This is a genomic window from Brevibacterium sp. GP-SGM9 (assembly GCF_047300845.1).
GTDB lineage: Bacteria > Actinomycetota > Actinomycetes > Actinomycetales > Brevibacteriaceae > Brevibacterium.
Genome location: NZ_CP178563.1, coordinates 58,209 through 77,436, shown reverse-complemented (window position 1 = coordinate 77,436; position 19,228 = coordinate 58,209). Strand labels below are relative to the sequence as shown.

Genomic DNA, 19,228 nt, shown 5'->3' with positions numbered 1-19,228 from the left:
ATCAACTGTGAACTTTACCTGGTTGGGAGCCGCCCAGTCGCATGGACAGCGCCTCGCGTGTCCTCGACCGGTCGTCGAAGTCGGTCACCACGGTGCCCACGGTCTGGCCGGTCTCGTGGCCCTTTCCCGCGATCAGCACGGTGGTTTCGGGGTCTGCGGAGGCGATCGCCGTGTCGATGGCTTCGCCCCGATCGGCGACCTCGATGATCTTCTTCACACGTGCCGTGCCCGCGGCGATCTCCGCCTCGATTCCCGCGCGGATCGCCGCCCGGATCTCCTCCGGGTCCTCGGTGCGAGGATTGTCGTCGGTGAGGATGATCACGTCAGCGGCCGCCGCTGCGGCCCGACCCATGCCGGGTCGTTTGCCGCGGTCGCGGTCGCCGCCGGCGCCGAAGACGATGACGAGGTCCTCGCTGTCGGCGTGCAGCGACTGCAGGGCCTTGGCGATCGCATCGGGCGTGTGCGAGTAGTCGACGATCGCGCGGGGCAGCTTCTCGGGGTGGGACTGGCCGTGGGCGCGGGGGCCGGAGACGTCGATGATCTCCATCCTTCCCGGCACCGAGGCGGTGAAGCTCGTCCCGATCCGCCCCAGATCCTCGGGGCTGACCCCGGATTCGACGAGCATGGCCGCGGCGAGGGCGGTGTTCGTGACGTTGAAGTCACCCGGCAGCGGGGACCGCAGCCGGATCGACGTGGCAGCGCCGGTCCGGTCCGTGTCCGCGGCCGAGGAGTCGCCTCCCGCGCCGAGGTGGAGCGTGAACTCGGATTCTCCGGGGGTGTGGTCGATCAGCCATTCGCTGCGCTCGTCTCGGCCGAGGGTGCGCACGGGCACGTGGGCGGCTGCGACCATCTTCTCTCCCCATTCGTCTTCGACGACGATGACCGCCTGGTCGGCGAAGCGACGGGTGAAGAGCATGGCCTTCGCCGCGAAGTACTCCTCCATCGTGTTGTGGAAGTCGAGGTGATCCTGGGACAGATTGGTGAAGCCGGCGACGCGGAAGTGGGCACCGTCGACGCGATGCTGACTGAGCGCGTGCGAGGAGACCTCCATGGCGCAGGTCTCGACCTGTGCCTCACGCATCTTCCCGAACAGAGCGTGGAGTTCGGGAGCCTCGGGGGTGGTGCGCACGCTCGGCACGGTGTCGCCGGCGATGAGGGTGGCGACGGTGCCGATGACGCCGGTGCGGCGGCCGAGGGCCTCGAGCATTCCGTCGATGAGGTAGGTCGTCGTCGTCTTCCCGTTCGTCCCGGTGACGCCGAGGAGTTCCGGCTGCCCGGTGGTGCCGTAGACGGCGGCGGAGACGTAGCCGAGGATGGAGCGGGGATGCTCCACGATCAGGGCGCTCACCTGTGACAGTGCCGCGTCATCGACGGCGGCGGTGATCCGGTCCCACCCGCTCGCATCGGTGAGGATCGCAGCCACACCGTCGGCGATGAGTTCGGGGGCGAACTTCGCTCCGTGGACGTTGGCGCCGGGCAGTGCCGCATAGAGCATTCCGGGCACCACGGTGCGCGAGTCGTGGGAGACCCCGGTGACCTCGCGTTCCGGGTCTCCGTGGATGGTGCCGGGGGCGATCGGCAGCAGCTGTGAGAGGCGCATCATTTCCATTCTCGGGCAGGGAGCTGTGGTTCCGTCGTCGACGGGGGGATCTTGAGGTGCCGCATGGTGAAGCCGGCGACGTCGGAGAAGACGGGGGCGGCGGCGCTTCCACCGTAGTAGCCGTCTCGGGGCCTCTGCAACGTCACGGAGATCGCGACCTGCGGGTCTTCGGCGGGCAGGACGCCGACGAAGGAGGCCGTGTAGCCGTCGTAGCCTCCGCCTTCGGCTGCCGGTGCCTGCGCGGTTCCGGTCTTGCCTGCGACGCGGTAGCCCGAGACCTGCGCGGACTTGCCGGTGCCTTCGGCGACCACGCCTTCGAGGATGCTCAGGGTCTGATCGGCCGCCTTCTCGCTGATCACCCGTTCGGGCTTGCCAGCGGGTTCGGAGATCGGCTTGCCCGAGGGTCCGATCATGCCGTCGACGAGCGTCGAGGGCACGTGCACTCCGCCGTTGGCGATGGTGGCGATGACATCGGTGGTCTGCAGGGCGTTCGCGGCCACGCCCTGACCGAACATGACCGTGTACTTCGTGCGGCCGTCCCAGTCCGTGTAGGGGTGGAGGATGCCTCCGGTCTCGGCGGGGAAGCCGATGCCCGAGGTGGAGCCGAAGCCGAACTTCTTCATGTACTCGTAGCGCTGCTCCTCAGTCAGCTTCTCCCCGGCCAGGATCGTGCCCGTGTTCGAGGATTCGGCGAGGATGCCCGCGAAGGTCAGCTTCTCGTCGGGGTGTTCGTGGGAGTCGCGGAACTCCTCGTCATTGGGTGCCTTCCATTTGTAGGGCACCGTGAACTCGTCTTCGGGGTCGACCAGTCCCTGGTCGAGCAGGGCGGCGGCGGTGACCATCTTCGCCGTCGATCCGGGCTCGAAGACGTCGGTGAAGATCCGCGAGCCGCGATCGTCGGCGTCGACCTTGCCCGGGGAGTTCGGATCGACCGTCGGGGCATCGGCGGCGGCGAGGATCCGGCCGGTCTTGATCTCCTTGACGACGATCGATCCGGATTCGGCCTTGTGCTTCTGCCGCTGCTCCTCGATGGCCTGCTGGGCGTAGTACTGGATGTCCGGGTCGATCGTCGTCTGCAGTCCTTCACCGTCGACGGCGTCCTGGATGTTGTTGTCCCCGAGCGGGATGATCTCTCCGCGTGCACCCTTCTCGTACTGCTGTCTGCCGTCGCGGCCAGAGAGCTGTTCGTCGTAGGCCTGTTCGAGGCCGGCTTGGGCGTGGCCGTCGGAGCTGAGGAAGCCGACGAGGTTGCCGGCCACTCCCCCGGAGGGATAGGAGCGCACGGCGTATTCCTCGGCGGAGACGCCGAGGATCTCGAGCTTCTTCACTGCCCGCCAGGTCTCGGAGGTCAGCCCCTTGGCCACGGGGTTCCAGCGCTTGTCGCCGACGAGCTTCGGGTAGAGCAGTCCGGGATCGGTGTCGAGCGGACCGGCCAGAGCTTCGGCTGCGCCCCAGGCGCCGACGAGTTTGCCGTCGACCTTGTACTGGGCGACGTTCTCCTGGTCGACGACGAGCTGGTAGCGGGAGACGCTGTCGGCGAGCACCGTGCCGTCGGAGGCCAGAATCTGACCGCGATCGGCGGGCAGGGTTCGAGTGACCAGCCGGTTGTCCAGGGCCTTCTCAGCGAGCTTCATCGAGTCCATGCCCTGGATCGAGACCAGGCGGACCGAGGTGATGAGGAGGGCGAGGATCGAGACGGCCGCGATGAGTCCCATCCGCAGACGCAGATTGGGGCCTGTGCGTTTGCCGGTCTTCTTCACCCGAGATCTACGTGGGCCCATTGCACTGTCCTTGGTCCTTGCTTAGTGGGCGAATGGTTCCGCGGCTGGTCGGGATCGGCCCGATGCGGTGCGTCCTACTTCGGAGCTTCCTGGCTCGGCGCGGCGACGTCCTGGCTGGGGCTGCCGCCGACGACGGGAAGCTTCTCATCCGATCGTAGATTGGGTCGCAGGTCTTCGCGGGTATCGGCACGCGGACCCGGGACAACTGTCGGCTTTTTCTTTCCGCTGACGTCGATCGGCGGGGCGTCGATGATCTTTCCGGTCTTGGCGTCGAGGAACTCCGGCGAGGAGTCGCGGACGAGGCCGAGCTCCTCGGCGGCGATCGAGATGTTCTGCGGCGACTCGCGGTAGGAGTTGTCCTCGACGAGACGATCCTTCTGCTCGGCCAGCTGATCCTTCTCGGAGTTGAGCTGGTCGATCTGATAGGAGGTGTGGGAGATGAAGATGTTGAGCAGCAGCACCGCGAGGAGAGTGGCGATGAGGATCGTCACGCACAGCAGTGAGAACGGCACCCGGGCCTTGGGCAGTTCGAACTTGAGCAGCCGGAGCTTCGGTGCGGGCTGCGGCCCGCCGGCGGTCTCCTCGAGGGCTCGGCTGCGTTCGGTCACGTGGGGGCGACCGATGGTCGCGTGGGCGGTCTTCACTGTTGTGCCTCCCTGATCTTCTCGACTGCACGCAGCCGCACGCTCTTGGCACGCGGATTCGTCTCTGCTTCTTCTTCATCGGCCTGTTCGGCCCCGCGGATGATCTCCTTCAGCCAGGGCTGGAGCTCTTCGGGGACTACGGGCATGTCCGGTGGGGCCTGGGTCGTCGCGGCGGTGCGGAAGATCTTCTTCACGATCGTGTCCTCGAGTGACTGATAGGACTCGATGACCGCAACTCCCCCGATGTGCAGGGCCTCGAGCGCGGCCGGCAGTGCCGTGCGCAGCACCCCGAGCTCGTCGTTGACTTCGATCCGCAGCGCCTGGAAGGTGCGTTTGGCCGGGTGGGACTTCTTCTTCGTCTCTGGGATCACCCGGGAGAGCATCGCCGCGAGCTGCTGGGAGGTCTCCCATGGCGTGTGGGCGCGGTCGGTGACGATGATCTTCGCGATCCGACCGGCCATCTTCTCCTCGCCGTAGTCGCGGAGGATCCGCCGCAGCTCGGCTTCGGAGTAGGTGGCGAGCACCTCGGCGGCAGTGAGCTGCTGTGTCCGGTCCATCCGCATGTCCAGCGGCGCGGGCCGGGAATAGGAGAATCCGCGCTCGTCTTCGTCGAGCTGGAGGGAGGAGACGCCGAGATCGAGCAGGATTGCGCTGATCGCCTCGACCCCGAGGTCGGCGAGCACCTGCGGCAGTTCGTCGTCGACGGCGTGGACGATGTCGGTGCGATCACTGAAGGGCGAGAGGCGCTTCGTGGCGATGTCGATGGCCTGAGTGTCCCGGTCGATGCCGATCAGGTGGACGTCGGGGAAGGCGGTGAGGATGGCCTCGGAGTGCCCGCCCATACCCAGGGTTCCGTCGACGACGACCGGAGTGTGACCGTGCTGCCTGGCGGCATCGACCCCATGTCCGATGAGCTCGACCACGCGCTCGAGGAGCACCGGGGTGTGCTGAGCGTTCATGGAGGGGTCCTTCGTGGGTCGTGGTCGTGGGATGAGCTGCTGGAGCCAGAACCTTGTCCGCCGCGGCCCTGGCACCGGGGAAGTGTGTCAGGACTTCCGAGCTTCGGAAACGGGGAAGTTCCCCGAAACTCGAGCACGGCGGGCAAGGATCAAACCCGAGCAGGATCAGATCACTCCGGGGATCACCTCCTCTTCGCGCTCGGCGAATGCCTGCTGCGCTCCGACCAGGTAGTTCTCCCAGGTCGGTGAATCCCAGATCTCGACGCGGTTGCCCATGCCGATCACTGCGACTTCCCGATCAAGTGATGCGTACTGCCGCAATATGTTCGGGACCGTGATGCGTCCCTGTTTGTCCGGTTGATCCGCAAACGCCGCCGACAGGAACACACGCTGGTAATCGCGGGCTTCCTTGTTCGTCTTCGGCGCGTTCTGGATTCGCTCATGCTCGGCTTCGAACTCCGTGGTGGGGAACAGGGTGAGGCAGTTCTCCTGTCCACGGGTCAGTACGAGACCGGGCGAAAGCTCCTCGCGGAACTTTGCGGGCAGGATGAGGCGACCTTTGTCGTCGAGCTTCTGCATATGAGTGCCCAAGAACATGTCGTCTCACCCCTTTCGAAACCCAATCGGCTCCGATAGCAACCACAGTACTCCACTTCCCTCCACCTATTCCAGCACTTCTCCCCCACCGACTCTCCAGAGGCAGTGTTTTCCCAGGTCAGAACAGTGGAGGAAAGTGGAGATTTTTTCCCTGCTGGTGCGCCGCGGGCGAGCCTCGGCCGGGGTGATCGACGGATCCGCTGGGACTTCCGACCACCTCGGCGGGGGTGGGATTTCGGTGCCGATCCCCGAGATCTCGGGGCAGTCAGCGAAATGGAGCGCCGAGGCGGCCCGCCCCGGGGAGGGAAGTGGAGGGTCCGCGTGGAAGAAAGTGGGGAATGGGGTGGGGAGCGAAGTGGGGAGTGCGGTGGGGAGGAAAGTGGTGGGGCCGGCGTCAGTCCTTTCGGGGAGGCCTGTGGAGGCACGAAGTGTGAGTCCTCTGACGTCGCGCGATGCTGAGAGAAACTCGTGTGGCCCGGCAACGCGGGATAAGGGACAATGGCCCTATGTCGATCAGCCAAGAAGGAACTCAGACCAATTCCGCGATCGGTGCCGAGCACATCGAATGGGTCCAGCACCTGACCTCTCGGGCACGCACGGCGATGAACGCGGTCCTCGAGGGCAAGGACGAGGCCGTGGGCCTGTCACTGATCGCCCTGCTCGCCGGCGGGCACGTCCTCCTCGAGGATGTCCCCGGAGTCGGCAAGACCCTGCTGGCCCGCGCCATGGGCAAGGTCGTCGACGGATCGGTCCGTCGCATCCAGTTCACCCCCGACCTGCTGCCGACCGACGTCGTCGGCGTCAACCTGTTCAATCAGGAGACCCGGCACTTCGAGTTCCGCCAGGGACCGGTGTTCGCCAACATCGTCATCGCCGATGAGATCAACCGCGCCTCACCGAAGACCCAGTCGGCGATGCTCGAGTGCATGGCCGAGGGCCAGGCCACGATCGACGGCCAGACCTATCAGATGCCTGCGCCCTTCATCGTCGTGGCCACCCAGAACCCGATCGACATGGAGGGCACCTATGCCCTGCCGGAAGCGCAGCGCGACCGCTTCATGACCCGCATCTCGCTCGGGTACCCCAACACCGCCGACGAGGTGGACCTGCTCGACAATCAGATCGAGCACGACCCGCTCACCAGCGCCACACCCGTGACCAACCTCGAGCAGATCACTCAGGCCCGCGGCATCGTCCGCCATGTCTCTGCGAGTCGGCAGCTGCGCGAATACATCGTCGCCATCCTGCAGGCCAGCCGCAGCGATCAGTCGATCCTGCTCGGCTCCTCCCCACGCGGCGGCGTGCACCTGCTGCGCGCTGCGAAGGCGAGGGCGGCCCTGTCGGGACGGACCTTCGTCACCCCCGATGATGTCCAGGCACTCGCCCCGTACATCCTCGCGCACCGGATCATCCCCCGCGACGGCGATGACTCCGACCTCGCGGCCGACCTGATCGGACGCGTGATCTCCCGCGTGCCGGTGTCGACGAACCAGTGACCGCATGCGTCTGAGCACATCGGGAATCATCTTCGTCCTCGCCGGGGCGGCCCTCATCGTCACGGCGTATCGCTTCGCGCTGCCGGGGCTCCTTCCGGCCGGACTTCTGCTCCTGGCGCTCGTGCTGCTCTCGGCGCTGCTCATCGTCTGGGGCACTCGGCGGGTCTCGATCACCCTGCGCACGAACCTGCCCTCGGCGGCCTTGGCACCGTCGGCACAGCGCTATCCGCTGGCTCCGGAGGGCAAGGAGGTCGAGCTCGAAGCCACCGTGGTCAATGTCGGCCAGTTGGCGATCCCGGCCTCGACGATCGACTTCGTGACCGCCGAGGGCTTCGGCGACTCCACCGTCGGCGAGGTCCCGCCCCTGGCACACGGCAGCGGACAGGCGGTGCTGACCTCGTTCACGCCGAACCGCCGCGGCATCAGCGGCCTCGAATCCGTGCTCATCACCGTGGCCGGTCCCTTCGGTCTGGTGACGATGAAGAAGAAGGCACACGGGTCCTTCCCGATTGCAGTCTCGGTGCCGATCCTCGGCGCCAGGATCCCGACGGACTCGGCGATCCGTCCCGCCCGCCTCGATGAGGGCAAGGTCCGTCGAGGGCACACCACTCGAGACTTCCACACCCGCGAATACGTGCCCGGCGATGATCTGCGGCACGTGCACTGGCCGACGACGGCGAAGTCCGGGGACCTGATGGTCCGCCACGAGGCCGATGAGGAGACGCTGCACGCGCTCATCGTCATCGACCTCGCCGGTCGCGACGGTCACCCCGGCGAGCTCGAGGTCGAGTTCCTGCTCGCCGCTGCCGCTGCGGCGGGCTCTGCCTTCCTCCGCGCCGACTACGAACTCTACGTCGTCGCCCCCGGTCACCAGATCCGATTCAAAGGACACCGCGACATCGAACGACTGCGACTGCTCTCCGCGCTCATCGAACCCGGCCCGGTCGAGCTGCCTGCCCATGACAATCCCAATCACATCGTCATCTGCGCCGCCGAGCAGGCGCGCGGCGAGGAACTCGCCGCGAACTTCTCCCGCCGGGTGCCGGTGACGATCCGCACCCTCGACGAGATCAGCGATCTGACCATGATGGGGCTGAGCGAGGATCTGCCGGAGTCGTGGACGAGCTTCGAATCGAAGAGACGGGTGACCCGATGAGCACTCCGACCCGATTCGATCCCGAGACCTCGGCCGGCGGCTCCGCGCCTGCCGACGTCCGTCCACCTGCAGCTGCTGTGAACCAGGGTTCCGGGTGGCCCGAGGCGGTCACCGTCTTCGTGGCGATGGTCCTGGCCGCTGTTGCGCTCTCGGCGGTGTTCTCCGACTTCGCCTGGCTGCCGCCCGTCCTCGTCTCGATCGCCCTCATCGTCATCGTCGGGCTGATCTTCCGCAGCGTGCCCGTGCTGCGTGCCAGCGGCACCGCCGTCATCGCCCAGTGCGTCGTCGGTGTGATCGCGGTCTTCGTGCTCTGCGCCCCGGACACGCTGATGCTCGGGATCATTCCCAGCGGCAGCTCCTTCACCACGGTCATCGACCTGCTCTCCTCCGGCGTCAGCGATCTCTACGCCACGACTCCCCCGGCGGCGAGCACCCCAGGTTTCACCGCAATGCTGACGATCGCGTTCACCCTGATCACGATCCTCATCGACGGTCTCGTCTCCGACCTCAAGGCCCCGAAGGTCAGCGGTGTGCTGCTGCTGGTGCTGTGGATGATTCCCGTCTTCTTCGCCCCCGCTCAGGTCCGGTGGTGGCATGTGGTCGCGATTCTCGCAGCCTTCCTCCTGCTCATGCTCAGCCGCTACCTGCCGTCGACGAGATGGCGCGGTGGGCTCACCGCCCTTGTGGCCGGTGCCCTGGCCGTGGGGATCGGCATCGGCATTCCCGTGCTGCTGCCGCCCGTGCCGACTCTGCCTGACCGTGCGGCGAGCGATAAAGGCGACCTGACCGTGACGAATCCGTTCCTCGATCTGCGCAAGGATCTGGGGGATCGGGACGATGCCGTGCTCTTCAGCTACCAGACCACCGATCCCGATGCGGAGCCGATCCGGCTGACGTCGATCGATTCCTTCGACGGGCAGGCCTGGGCGCCGAGTCCGTTCTCCCTCGATCCCTTCGCAATCGCTTCGGAGGGGATGCCGTGGCCCGAGGGGCTGCCGCGGGATCGGAACTTCAAGGAAGAGACCATCGACGTCACTGTCGGTGACGACTTCGATCAGCAGTACCTGCCCACCCCCTATGCGCCCCAGCAGCCGGACGGTCTCGATCGTCGTTGGATCTATGACGAGAAGTCGCTGACCATCGTCGGCAACGGAGAGAAGTCCGGCGGTCAGCAGTATTCGATGCAGTATCTGTCGGCCGACCCCGGCGTCGACGATCTCAAGACCGCGAGCCCGGTCAGCACCGGAGACTTCGAAACCGAACTTGAGGTGCCCGAGAGCCTGCCGGATACGGTCCACGAGACCGCCGAGCGGGTGACCGCGGATGCGAACAACCAGTGGGAGGCCGCGGTGCTCCTGCAGGCCTACTTCCGCAGCGGCGAGTTCGAGTACTCACTCGATGCCCCGGAGAAGGCCAGCGGGGACGCGATCTCCGACTTCCTCGCGGACAAGAAGGGCTACTGCGTCCAGTTCTCTTCGGCGATGACGATCATGGCTCGGACCATGGGGATTCCCGCCCGCATCGGAGTGGGCTACGCCAGCGGCGAGGAGTCCGACGGCGGATATGACGTGAGCATGCAGGATTCGCATGCCTGGCCGGAGCTCTACTTCGAGGGCGTCGGTTGGGTCCGGTTCGAACCGACTCCCGGCGGTCCGGCCGGCGATCCGCCGAAGTGGACCGTCGCCAGCGGCTCGGAACAGGATGACTCCGCCGATGAGGAAGAGACCTCGGATCCGAGTGAGGAGGCCACGGACGGCGCCGAAGAGACCGAGGCCGCCGAATCGGAGGCTCCGAGCGAAGAGGAGTCGACCGAGGCCGCCGAGCCCGCGGGTTCGAACTTCAGCACCTTCGCCTGGGCCGGTGTCATCGTTCTCGTGCTCGTGCTGCTCGCACTGATCCCCGCGATCTGGCGGATGATCCTGCGTTCGCGCCGGACGAAGGATCCGCAGAATCTCGAGGCGGTGTGGACGGAGGTCAGGGCACTGGCCACCGACTACGGTCAGAGCATCGACCCGAGCGGGACGCTGCGCTACAACGAGCTGGTCCTTGCCGGTGTCGCTCCGAGGGCCGGCACAGAGGATTCGTCGTTCTCGTCCCCGAGTTCCCGACGCTCGAGCGGCTCGGCATCCCGACCGGACTCCGGTTCGGCTTCCGGGTCGAACTCCGGGACGGCAGCACCGAAGAGCGCGGCCGCGGTGGCCACCGGTGCCGGGAACGGCAGAGACGGTGGTGGTGAGGCTTCCGCGGACGTTGCCGGCGGCACAAGCTCCGACGGCACGGCCTCTGAGGGCTCGGACCGGTCGAGGCGCGGCGACGAGCGATTCAATGCTCTGCGCAGACCCGCACCGGCGGGCACGAGCGCTCGTGCCCACGATGATACGGCGCTGGCCGCATTCATCGCCGCCCTCGAGGCGCAGAGGTACGGTTCGACGAGTCAGAGCATCGACTCCTCCGAGGTGAGTGCCCTGGTCGACGAGGTGAGTTCAGATCTGGCCGACCGGGCGAGACCGGGGACGAAGATCTCGGCCAAGCTCTGGCCGGCGAGCATCTTCAACCCACCGCGCTGAGGCGGCGCCGACCACGCTGAGCCAGCGTCGTCCACGCCGAGGAGGCGTCGTCCACGGCGAGGCGGCACAGCAGCTATGGACCGAGGACCGATGCCCACACCGAAATCGGTGTGGGCATCGCTCATGTTCGCAGGCAGCGACAGACGCTGATCGGCCTTGCATCAAGGTGGTTTCGTCGATCAGGCTCGGTGGGACCCGTCGATCGTTCTGCGCAGGTCCGGCAGCCCGAGCAGTGCGGCGACCGGTTTGACGACAGTGATCTCTCCGAAACGGTGGTCCTCTCCCCTGACCAGGCGCCGGGCCAGATCAGGTCTGCTCTCCCAGAGGAGGAATCGGGCCTTCTCGGCATGGATCGAATTCGACACGATCTTGATCGTATCGGCGACATCGAGGCTCTCGATCGCATTCTCGACATTTTCCTGCGTGCTGGTGCTCGCGGTCTCCAGCACGATGCAACCGGTGAATCCGAGCTCTTCGCGGGCATAGTCGGACATCAGCTCCGCCTCCGAGACGGGCCCGGCCACCGCCGCACCGCAGAGCAGAAGGGTCGACTCCCGCGCCAGAGGATCGATCGACCGGATCCCAGCCCGAACGCGGTAGCGGTTGAGGAAGTTCGCGCGCTCAGCGGGATTGCGATATCCCAGCACCACCACGATTTCGCGACCGCCACGAATGTCAGTGCCCTGACCGCGACCATCCGGGCTGTCAGAGCCCAGACGGCAGTCGCCTCGGCTGTGATCGCCGCCGAGCCATCCTCGGCTCGCGCGCCAATGAGTGAGCTCTCCGAAGGCGAGGAGCGCAGCCAGCGCACCGGCGAGGCTCAGGGTGAGACAGGAGGCTGTGCGCATGCGGGCATCGTATCCCTCGGGATATGAGAAGAGCGCCCCCGAGTGGAGGGCGCTCCTGTCGATGAGGTGATGGTCATTCGCCGCGCTGGCGCTTTTCCCACCGGTCTTCGATCCGGCTCATGAAGCCGCCCGAGCCGCCCTTCGCTTCGGGGTTCGGGCTCTTCGAGGTCGGAGTGGTCTTCGCTGCGGTGCCGCCGACCTGGCCGGGACGGCTGAACGCCCAGTACATTCCGGCGACCATGAGGCCGAAGCCAACGACGCCGAGGGCGATCCACCACGTGGAGCTGCTGACCAGAGAGATCGCGAGGATCGTCGCGGCGAGTCCGGCGAGTGCGATGAGGATTCCCAGCACGAAGCGCTTGGCGGAGAAGCCGGGACCCGTGGCCGCGGCCTGAGTTTCCGAAATATTGCGCGCGAAACGTGGGTCTTCACTGCGCAGCTGCTTCTCCAACTGATCGAGCAGCTGCTGTTCGTGATCGGAGAGTGGCATCTCGAACCCCCGTTTCCCTACTACGGACTGATGAGACAATCATAGTCTCTGAACACCGAAAAAACATCTTGGGAACGAGAGTACTGGCCGGATTCCCACTGCGTCTTCAGACTATGGCAGAACTCACTCGCCTTTCGGATCCGACTGCCTGCGCAACAGCGAGGCCTGCGAAATCGCGGAGGTGCCGAACCTGCGCCTGACATCGTCGAGGGCGACCTCGGCCTCCCGACCCGAATGCTCCGGCTCATCGAGTCTGGCCTGCCGCCCACTGACGGCGTAGTCCATCAGGCCTGCTGCCCGCACACCGAGCAGCCGGACGCCCTGCGGCCTCTGTTCACGCAGCTTGCGCAGGGACGGCCGCAGCGCCTCGTACATCTCCCGTGCGAGATCGGTGGGCGCCTCGAGGGTGATCGAGCGCGACAGCGTGGTGAAGTCCGCGAGACGGTACTTCATCCCCAGGGTGGTCGCCACCTTCCCTTCGGCCCGCACCCGATGAGCGACCTTGTCCGCCAGACGCAGCAGCTCGTGCTCCAACGCATCGAGCTCCCACACGTCCTCGCCGAAGGTGTGCTCGTTGCTGATCGAATGATCCTTGGCCTGACGGTCCATCCCATGCGAGTCCAGTCCGTGGGCGCTGCGCCACAGGTGGTGCCCATGGGCGCCGAACACCCGCCCGGCCCAGGCCTCGTCGACGGCGGCGAGGTCGCCGATCAGACGGATGCCGTACTTCGAGAACGACTCACGGGTCTTCTCCCCCACCCCGGGCAGTGCTTCGATGGGCATCGGGTCGAGGAACTCCTGGGTCTTCGCCAGTGGGACGAGGAGCTGACCGTTGGGTTTGGCCCGCGTCGACGCGAGCTTCGCCACCACGCGGCTGCCGGCGATGCCGACGGAGGCGCTCAGTCCCGTCTGCTCCCGGATGCGGGCCCGCAGTTCGGAGGTGATCCGGATCGGAGAGCCGAGTCTGCGCACGGCACCGGCGACATCGATGTAGGCCTCGTCCACACTCACCTGCAGGTAGTCGGGGGTGACGGTGGAGACGAGGTCGAAGACCTGGCGGGAGTAGTCCGAATACAGGCCGTGGGACGGTGGGATCACCTCGGCGAAGGGGCACAGCGTGATGGCCCGGGACATCGGCATCGCCGCATGCACTCCGTACTCGCGGGCCTCGTAGCTGGCCGAGACGACGACACCGCGGCCGCTGCGGCCGCCGACGATGACGGGACGACCGAGCAGCTCCGGTCGGCTGAGCAGTTCGACGGAGACGAAGAAGGAGTCCATGTCGAGATGAAGCATGGTCGCACCGGTGTCGTCCGAGCCCAGTCGGCTCAGATCGCCACCGGACCGTGCCAGCTGCTTCCGACTCATCGTCCGCCCTCGTCCATCGCCTGCCTCCGCTCGCCGCCGGTCCCCTGGCTGCGGGGGTTCCGTCGGTTCCATCGGTGAAGTCCGGGTACCCTAGAGACATGGTATCGCGCACCACTGTCATGACATTGCCGATCGCTCTGACCCTCGTGCTCACAGGCTGCTCGGGCACGGGCGACGACGCTGCGGAACAGACCCCGTCTGCCGAGGCGTCCCAGTCCACGGACACCGCTTCCGCACCCGAGGAGTCCGAGTCCGCGGGCACGGAGGACGCCGAGGGTGACGCAGCAGCGTCGACGGACATCGAGGATCTGCCCGACTACGTCAAGCCCTACCCGGATTCGACCGTGCTCTCGAGTTCGGTGGCTCCGGCCGAGACCGACAAGGACACGAAGAAGCCCGAGCAGGTCAGCCTCGTGGTCAGGGCCGAGGCCGACGCCAAGGACATCTTCAAGTTCTACGAGAAGGAACTGGGCAAGGCCGACTTCGAAGCCTACGGCGACGAGGTTAAGACGGACAGCGGCCGGGTGATGAACTTCAAACACAAGAAGAACGACGGACTCCTCGTCGTCACCGTCGCTGAGGACCCCGAGAACAAGGACAACTCGATCGTCACGGTCGGCGGGAACATCGTTCAATGACCCGAGCCGACGTCACGGACCCGTTCGACCCCCGGACGCCGCGCACGATCTCCGGCCTCGACGATCCGAAAGCCATCGTCGCCGAGGTGACCGCGGAGATCGAAGCGTTCCTGGCGGAGAAGGCCGATGAGTTCACCGCCATCTCCCCCGACGCACGCGAGATCGGCCGAGCACTGCTCGACTACACACGCGGCGGGAAGCGGATCCGCCCGGTCCTGCTGTGGTGGGGTTATCAACTCGCCGTCGGTGAGGACTTCGACCGGGAGCGGTTGAGCTCCGGACTCGCCCAGGCTGCGGGCTCGCTCGAACTCCTCCACGCGGCCGCACTCATCCACGACGACGTCATCGACCATTCGGACACCAGGCGCGGAGAACCCGCCCTGCACCGGAAGTTCGAATCCCGGCATGCGGCCAAGGGCTACCAAGGCGAGGGCGATTCCTTCGGCGTGGCCTCGGCCATCGTCATCGGCGACATCTGCCTGGCCCTGAGCGAGGAGATGTTCGAACGTTCCCAGGACAGCCTCGGCATCACCGCGCAGGCTCGCGAACTGCGGGCCACGCTGCGCCGCGACGTCATGGTCGGTCAGTACCTCGATGTGCTCGCCGAGGTGATTCCGCTCAGCGATGAGCGCATCGGCGAGCGGGCGTGGGAGGTGCTCAGCTTCAAGTCGGCGAAGTATTCGGTCGAGCAGCCGCTCCTCCTCGGCGCCGCGATGGGCGGAGCGGATGCCGAGCAGCTGAGCGAGATCTCCCGGTTCGGTCTGCCTCTGGGCCAGGCCTTCCAGCTGCGTGACGATGTCCTCGGCATCGTCGGGGATCCCGCGGCGACCGGCAAGCCTTCGGGCGATGACATCCGTGAGGGCAAGCGGACCGTGCTCATCGCGGAGACGGTGCGCAGGCTCTCATCCGCACAGACCGAGATCCTCGCAGATCGGCTGGGAGTTCCGTCCCTGACCGACGCCGAGGTGGACGAATGCGTCGACATGATCAACGCGACCGGCGGTCTCGCCGCCGTGGAGTCTTTCATCGAGGACAAACGTGCGGAGGCCCTGGCGGTCCTCGACGAATGGGCCCGCGCCGCCGAACCGGTCGCCGACCAGAACTCCGGGCCGCAATCGGAACCGCACACCCGCCTCGGCGATGGTGCCCATCGACGTCTCGCGGAGTTCGCGGACGCGCTGAGCTACCGCACGAGTTAAACGGCGATGCGAGGGCCGAACGGTGACGTTCGGGCCGCGATCGCAGGTCTTCTCAGCGCGATCGCAGGTCTTCTCAGAAGGCCAGGGCCTGTGCCCGGCGCCTGACTTCCTTGCGATTGCCCGCACGGAGCAGGTCGATGGGACGCCCGGGGAGGGAGTCATCGGGGGTGAACAGCCATTCGATGGCTTCCTCGTCGCCGAAACCGGCATCGCGCAGCGTACTCAGCGTGCCCTTGACCGGGGTGACGACGGACCCGTCTTCGTGGAAGAAGGCGAGCGGCACCTGCATGACCTTGGGCTTACCGTGTTTGTAGCCGCAGATCGCGCCGTCTTCGAGCAGACGTCGCACCTGTGAGATGCCGAGTCCGGTCATCTCCGCAATATCGGGCAGCGTGGCCCAGTCCTGGACGAGTTCTTCCGTATTCACGCCCACCAGCCTAGCAATATTCGGCGAAACACCTCGCCATGCGGAACCGAATGCTCGGGTGGAGGCCGGTCACTCGATAGTCTGGATGATGAACCTTCCCCATTCGACATGAAGCCAACAGGTGACAGATGACACGCACGCGACGGACTCCTCAGACGCCCGTTACCGCCGCCCCTGACATCCGTGCTGCCTCAAAGGTGAATTCGACGGACCCGATCCCCGGCACCGAGAACATCGAATCCGCTGACCCCACGGAACCTGCGGCGGACGCAGACCAGCCCCACGACGATCCGCCCTCAACCGACTCTGCACACGCCGACTCAGAACCTGCCGACTCCGCAACTGCCGACTCCGCAACTGCCGAGTCCGGCCCTGCCGATTCTGGCCCCGTCACTTCCGCCGGGTCCGGCCCGCAGTGGACCTCCGGAACCACCGGCGTGACCGTTCCCGTCACCCACGGCGGCCGTACCTACAAGGCGAAGCAGGGCGACACTCTCTACGGCGTCGCCAGCAAACACGGAGTCTCCGTGCCTGCTTTGGCCGAGCTCAACCGGATCTCTCCACGGCAGAATCTGCACCAGGGTCAGGTGCTGTCCCTGCCGGAGAAGAACGACCTGCCCGACGTGGATCCTTCGCACATCGTCGCCCCGGGTGAGACCCTGGCGGGGATCGCGGCGCGACACGGCGTCGCACCCGCGACGCTGCGCCGGGCCAATGCGATGGGCGATGACTCCTACATCACGGTCGGTGAGCTTCTGCTGCTGCGGACCTCGGCCGCTCGCCCCAGACGCAGCGCCCCCGAGGTGCCCACGGACATTCCCCGCGTCGCCACCAGTGCACAGGTCGAGGGCATCCATCCCGCGGTCCTCCACGCCGCCCGACTGAACAAATTCACCCTCCTGCACCGGCGCCATCCCGCACCCGCACAGGCCAAACTGCTCGTGGCCCGGATCGCCGAAGAGCTCGGTGCCGACCCCGCGCTCATGCAGGCGGTCGCCGCCCAGGAGTCCGGCTTTCAGCACACCACCGTCTCCGCCGGCAACGCGATCGGCATCATGCAGGTGACTCCGCGGTCGGGCCGTTGGGCCAGCGACATCGTCGGCCGTGGCCTCGATCTCCTCGACATCGCGGACAACATCGTCGCCGGCACCGTCATCCTCGGCTGGCTCATCGAGACGGCCGAGTCCGAGGACGAGGCACTGGCCGGCTACTACCAGGATCTGCGCTCGGTGCGCAGCGACGGTCTCCTGCCGGAGACGAAGGCCTTCGTCCGAGCCGTGCAGCTGCAGCGCAACCGGATGCGGGAGGCCCTGTGAGCACCCGACAGGATCCGCTGATCGGCACCGTCCTCAACGACCGCTATCGCATCGACGCCAAGATCGCCCGCGGCGGGATGGCGATGGTCTATCGCGGCACGGATCTCCGCCTCGACCGTGAGATCGCGATCAAGGTGATGCACGAACACCTGATCTCCGATGACACCTTCGTCGAACGCTTCCGCCGTGAGGCCATCAACGCCGGGCGACTCACCCACCCCAACCTCGTGGCCATCCACGACCAGGCCCGCGATGGGGACATCGTCTACCTCGTCATGGAGCACTTGCCCTCGGTGACCCTGCGCCGCGAACTCAAGCACCGCGGCACCTTCACACCCAGGCAGGCCATCGTCGTCCTCGACGCGATCCTCGCCGCCCTTGAAGCTGTCCATTCGACCGGCATCATCCACCGCGACCTCAAGCCCGACAATGTGCTGCTGGGCACCGACGGCCAGGTCAAACTCGCCGATTTCGGTCTTGCTCGAGCCGTCACCACCGCGACCACGACGAAGACGCTCATCGGCACCGTCGGCTATGTCGCGCCGGAGCTCGTGACTCGGGCCGGGGCGGATGCCCGCACCGATCTCTACACGGTCGGCATCATGTTCTACGAGATGCTCACCGGCACCCAGCCCTACACCGATGATGTGCCGATCCAGGTCGCCTACCGTCACGTCCACGACACCGTTCCCCCGCCCTCGGAGAAGGTGCCGAGGCTGAGTCCGCGTCTCGACGCGCTCGTGCTGTGGGCGACGTCGAAGGATCCCGAAGATCGGCCCGATGACGCCGCACAGTTCCGCAATGCCCTCGCCGAGGCGCGCGCTGAGATGAACGAAGCCGAACTCGACCTCGGCGATCCCGATGTCGAGCCCGGCGAGCACTCCCCCGCCCTGACCGCGAGCATCGATCTCGGGGAAGAGGTGCCGAAGGAGAAGAAGTCCCGCACCGACGAGATCCCCTACCTCGAGACCGACGAAGTCGACGACGCGGTTCCCGCCGCCGAAGACGATGAGGACGCGACGAGTTCCGGAGCTGGAGCCGGCATCGCCGGTGCCGGGGCTGCCGCTGCCGGCATCGGCGGCGTCACGACAGCACCCAGCTCCGCCTCCGCCTCCGAGGACGATGCGGCCTCCGAGAATGATGCGGCTTCCGAGGATGATGCTGACCAGCCCGATGACAGCTCGGCCGGCGAGGCCGATGATGGGACCGCCGTCGCTGCCGGCGCTGCCGGCGCTGCCGGCGCTGCCGGAGACGGAGCAGCCGGAACCGGGGCGGCCGCCGTAGGGACCACCTCGGCGGGGGCAGTGCCTCATCGCAGACGTCGGCGCCGCCTGCTGACGACCATCGTCGCCGTCGCCGCCGTGCTCGCGCTCGTCGCGTGGCTCGTCATCGCGAACCAACCGGCACCGACGTCCATCGTGCCTGCTCAGTTGGCCGGCAAGCAGCTTGAAGAGGTGACCTCGCAGCTCGAGGACTCCGACCTGCAGGCGGAGCCGAAGGAAGTCTTCGACGACACCATCCCGGCCGGACAGGTGATCGGCACCGAACCCGTGAGCGGCGCCGAACTCGCCCCCGATTCGACGGTCACCGTCGTCGTGTCCAAGGGCGAGGAGATGTTCGCGGTGCCCGATCTCGAGGGCAAGACCTCCGACGAAGCGGAGAAGGCGCTGAAGGACGCCGAGCTCTCGGTGGGCAAGGTCGACGAGGAATACAGCGACTCGGTCAAGAACGACGTCGTCATCTCGGCGTCGAAGAAGGCCGGCGAGGAGCTGTCCAAGGACACGAAGATCGATCTCGTGGTCTCCAAGGGCGTCGCCCCGACGCCCGTGCCCGACGTCGAAGGCCTCACCTTCGACGCCGCCTATGCGACCCTGGCCAAGCGCGGCTTCCGGGTCGGCAAGGACGAGGTCTTCTCCGATGACGTGCCCAAGGGCAAGGTGGTCTCGCAATTCCCGAAGAGCACCGAATCGAAGCCGGTCGACTCCCTCATCATCGTCCGCGTCTCCAAGGGCAAGGAGAAGAAAGAGGAGTCCAAGGACGACAAGAAGGATGAGAAGAAGGACGAGGACGACAAGGACAAGAAGGACTAGTCGCCGAGCCGTCCCTTCAGCATTGACAATGCCGGTGGCCCTGCAGATCTGC

Annotated in this window: 16 protein-coding genes; 7 read left to right on the top strand and 9 right to left on the bottom strand. The window is 66.5% G+C overall.

What is annotated here, in order from left to right; genetic code table 11:
* Nucleotide 1 precedes the first annotated feature (1 nt).
* From ACH82I_RS00330 to mraZ, 5 genes are all read right to left on the bottom strand, one after another.
* Nucleotides 2-1,600: a UDP-N-acetylmuramoyl-L-alanyl-D-glutamate--2,6-diaminopimelate ligase gene (locus ACH82I_RS00330; protein WP_230744303.1), complete on the bottom strand. Its 1,599-nt coding sequence runs from the start codon at nucleotides 1,598-1,600 to the stop codon at nucleotides 2-4.
* Nucleotides 1,600-3,381 (bottom strand): peptidoglycan D,D-transpeptidase FtsI family protein, encoded by a 1,782-nt coding sequence (locus ACH82I_RS00325; protein ID WP_230744304.1) that lies wholly within the window; start codon nucleotides 3,379-3,381, stop codon nucleotides 1,600-1,602. The genes ACH82I_RS00330 and ACH82I_RS00325 overlap by 1 nt, the downstream gene beginning before the upstream one ends.
* A gap of 74 nt (nucleotides 3,382-3,455) precedes the next feature.
* The gene (locus ACH82I_RS00320; RefSeq protein ID WP_230744305.1) at nucleotides 3,456-4,025 is read right to left on the bottom strand and encodes a hypothetical protein; all 570 of its coding nucleotides are present in this window, start codon (nucleotides 4,023-4,025) and stop codon (nucleotides 3,456-3,458) included.
* Nucleotides 4,022-4,984: a 16S rRNA (cytosine(1402)-N(4))-methyltransferase RsmH gene (rsmH, locus tag ACH82I_RS00315; RefSeq protein WP_413334718.1), complete on the bottom strand. Its 963-nt coding sequence runs from the start codon at nucleotides 4,982-4,984 to the stop codon at nucleotides 4,022-4,024. The genes ACH82I_RS00320 and rsmH overlap by 4 nt, the downstream gene beginning before the upstream one ends.
* 165 nt (nucleotides 4,985-5,149) lie before the next feature.
* A complete protein-coding gene (mraZ, locus tag ACH82I_RS00310; RefSeq protein WP_230744307.1) occupies nucleotides 5,150-5,581 on the bottom strand; it encodes a division/cell wall cluster transcriptional repressor MraZ in 432 nt (143 codons plus the stop codon).
* A 506-nt stretch (nucleotides 5,582-6,087) separates the two neighbouring features.
* Between mraZ and ACH82I_RS00305 the strand changes: the two genes are divergently transcribed.
* Genes ACH82I_RS00305 through ACH82I_RS00295 form a run of 3 tightly spaced genes read left to right on the top strand, consistent with a single transcriptional unit; the run spans nucleotide 6,088 to nucleotide 10,800 of the window.
* A complete protein-coding gene (locus ACH82I_RS00305) occupies nucleotides 6,088-7,077 on the top strand; it encodes an AAA family ATPase (RefSeq protein ID WP_413334715.1) in 990 nt (329 codons plus the stop codon).
* Between the two features lie 4 nt (nucleotides 7,078-7,081).
* Nucleotides 7,082-8,233 carry a DUF58 domain-containing protein gene (locus ACH82I_RS00300; protein WP_413334712.1) on the top strand — a complete coding sequence of 384 codons (1,152 nt, stop codon included), beginning with the start codon at nucleotides 7,082-7,084 and terminating at the stop codon, nucleotides 8,231-8,233.
* A complete protein-coding gene (locus ACH82I_RS00295; protein WP_413334709.1) occupies nucleotides 8,194-10,800 on the top strand; it encodes a transglutaminaseTgpA domain-containing protein in 2,607 nt (868 codons plus the stop codon). Before ACH82I_RS00300 ends, ACH82I_RS00295 begins: the two co-directional genes overlap by 40 nt.
* Before the next feature lie 179 nt (nucleotides 10,801-10,979).
* On the opposite strand, the gene ACH82I_RS00290 is transcribed toward ACH82I_RS00295, so the two are convergent.
* The 3 genes from ACH82I_RS00290 to dinB form a co-directional block, all read right to left on the bottom strand.
* On the bottom strand, nucleotides 10,980-11,648 hold the full coding sequence (locus ACH82I_RS00290; protein ID WP_413334707.1) for a YdcF family protein: 669 nt from the start codon (nucleotides 11,646-11,648) through the stop codon (nucleotides 10,980-10,982).
* Between the two features lie 73 nt (nucleotides 11,649-11,721).
* Nucleotides 11,722-12,138, bottom strand: coding sequence for a DUF3040 domain-containing protein (locus ACH82I_RS00285; RefSeq protein ID WP_230744312.1), 417 nt, complete (start codon nucleotides 12,136-12,138; stop codon nucleotides 11,722-11,724).
* A gap of 123 nt (nucleotides 12,139-12,261) precedes the next feature.
* A complete protein-coding gene (dinB, locus tag ACH82I_RS00280) occupies nucleotides 12,262-13,506 on the bottom strand; it encodes a DNA polymerase IV (protein WP_413334705.1) in 1,245 nt (414 codons plus the stop codon).
* Between the two features lie 98 nt (nucleotides 13,507-13,604).
* Here dinB and ACH82I_RS00275 point away from each other — a divergent pair, with 98 nt between their 5' ends.
* Both ACH82I_RS00275 and ACH82I_RS00270 read left to right on the top strand, forming a co-directional pair.
* Nucleotides 13,605-14,144 (top strand): hypothetical protein, encoded by a 540-nt coding sequence (locus tag ACH82I_RS00275; RefSeq protein ID WP_230744314.1) that lies wholly within the window; start codon nucleotides 13,605-13,607, stop codon nucleotides 14,142-14,144.
* Nucleotides 14,141-15,343, top strand: coding sequence for a polyprenyl synthetase family protein (locus ACH82I_RS00270; protein WP_413334703.1), 1,203 nt, complete (start codon nucleotides 14,141-14,143; stop codon nucleotides 15,341-15,343). Before ACH82I_RS00275 ends, ACH82I_RS00270 begins: the two co-directional genes overlap by 4 nt.
* 73 nt (nucleotides 15,344-15,416) lie before the next feature.
* Here the strand turns inward: ACH82I_RS00270 and ACH82I_RS00265 are convergent, their stop codons facing one another.
* Nucleotides 15,417-15,770, bottom strand: a complete 354-nt coding sequence (locus tag ACH82I_RS00265; protein WP_413334700.1) for an Rv2175c family DNA-binding protein — start codon at nucleotides 15,768-15,770, stop codon at nucleotides 15,417-15,419.
* A gap of 128 nt (nucleotides 15,771-15,898) precedes the next feature.
* On the opposite strand from ACH82I_RS00265, the gene ACH82I_RS00260 reads away from it, so the two are divergent.
* Nucleotides 15,899-17,086: a LysM peptidoglycan-binding domain-containing protein gene (locus tag ACH82I_RS00260; RefSeq protein WP_413334698.1), complete on the top strand. Its 1,188-nt coding sequence runs from the start codon at nucleotides 15,899-15,901 to the stop codon at nucleotides 17,084-17,086.
* Complete coding sequence (locus tag ACH82I_RS00255) at nucleotides 17,083-19,176, top strand: protein kinase domain-containing protein (protein ID WP_413334696.1); 2,094 nt, start codon at nucleotides 17,083-17,085, stop codon at nucleotides 19,174-19,176. The genes ACH82I_RS00260 and ACH82I_RS00255 overlap by 4 nt, the downstream gene beginning before the upstream one ends.
* The last annotated feature ends 52 nt before the right edge of the window (nucleotides 19,177-19,228 follow it).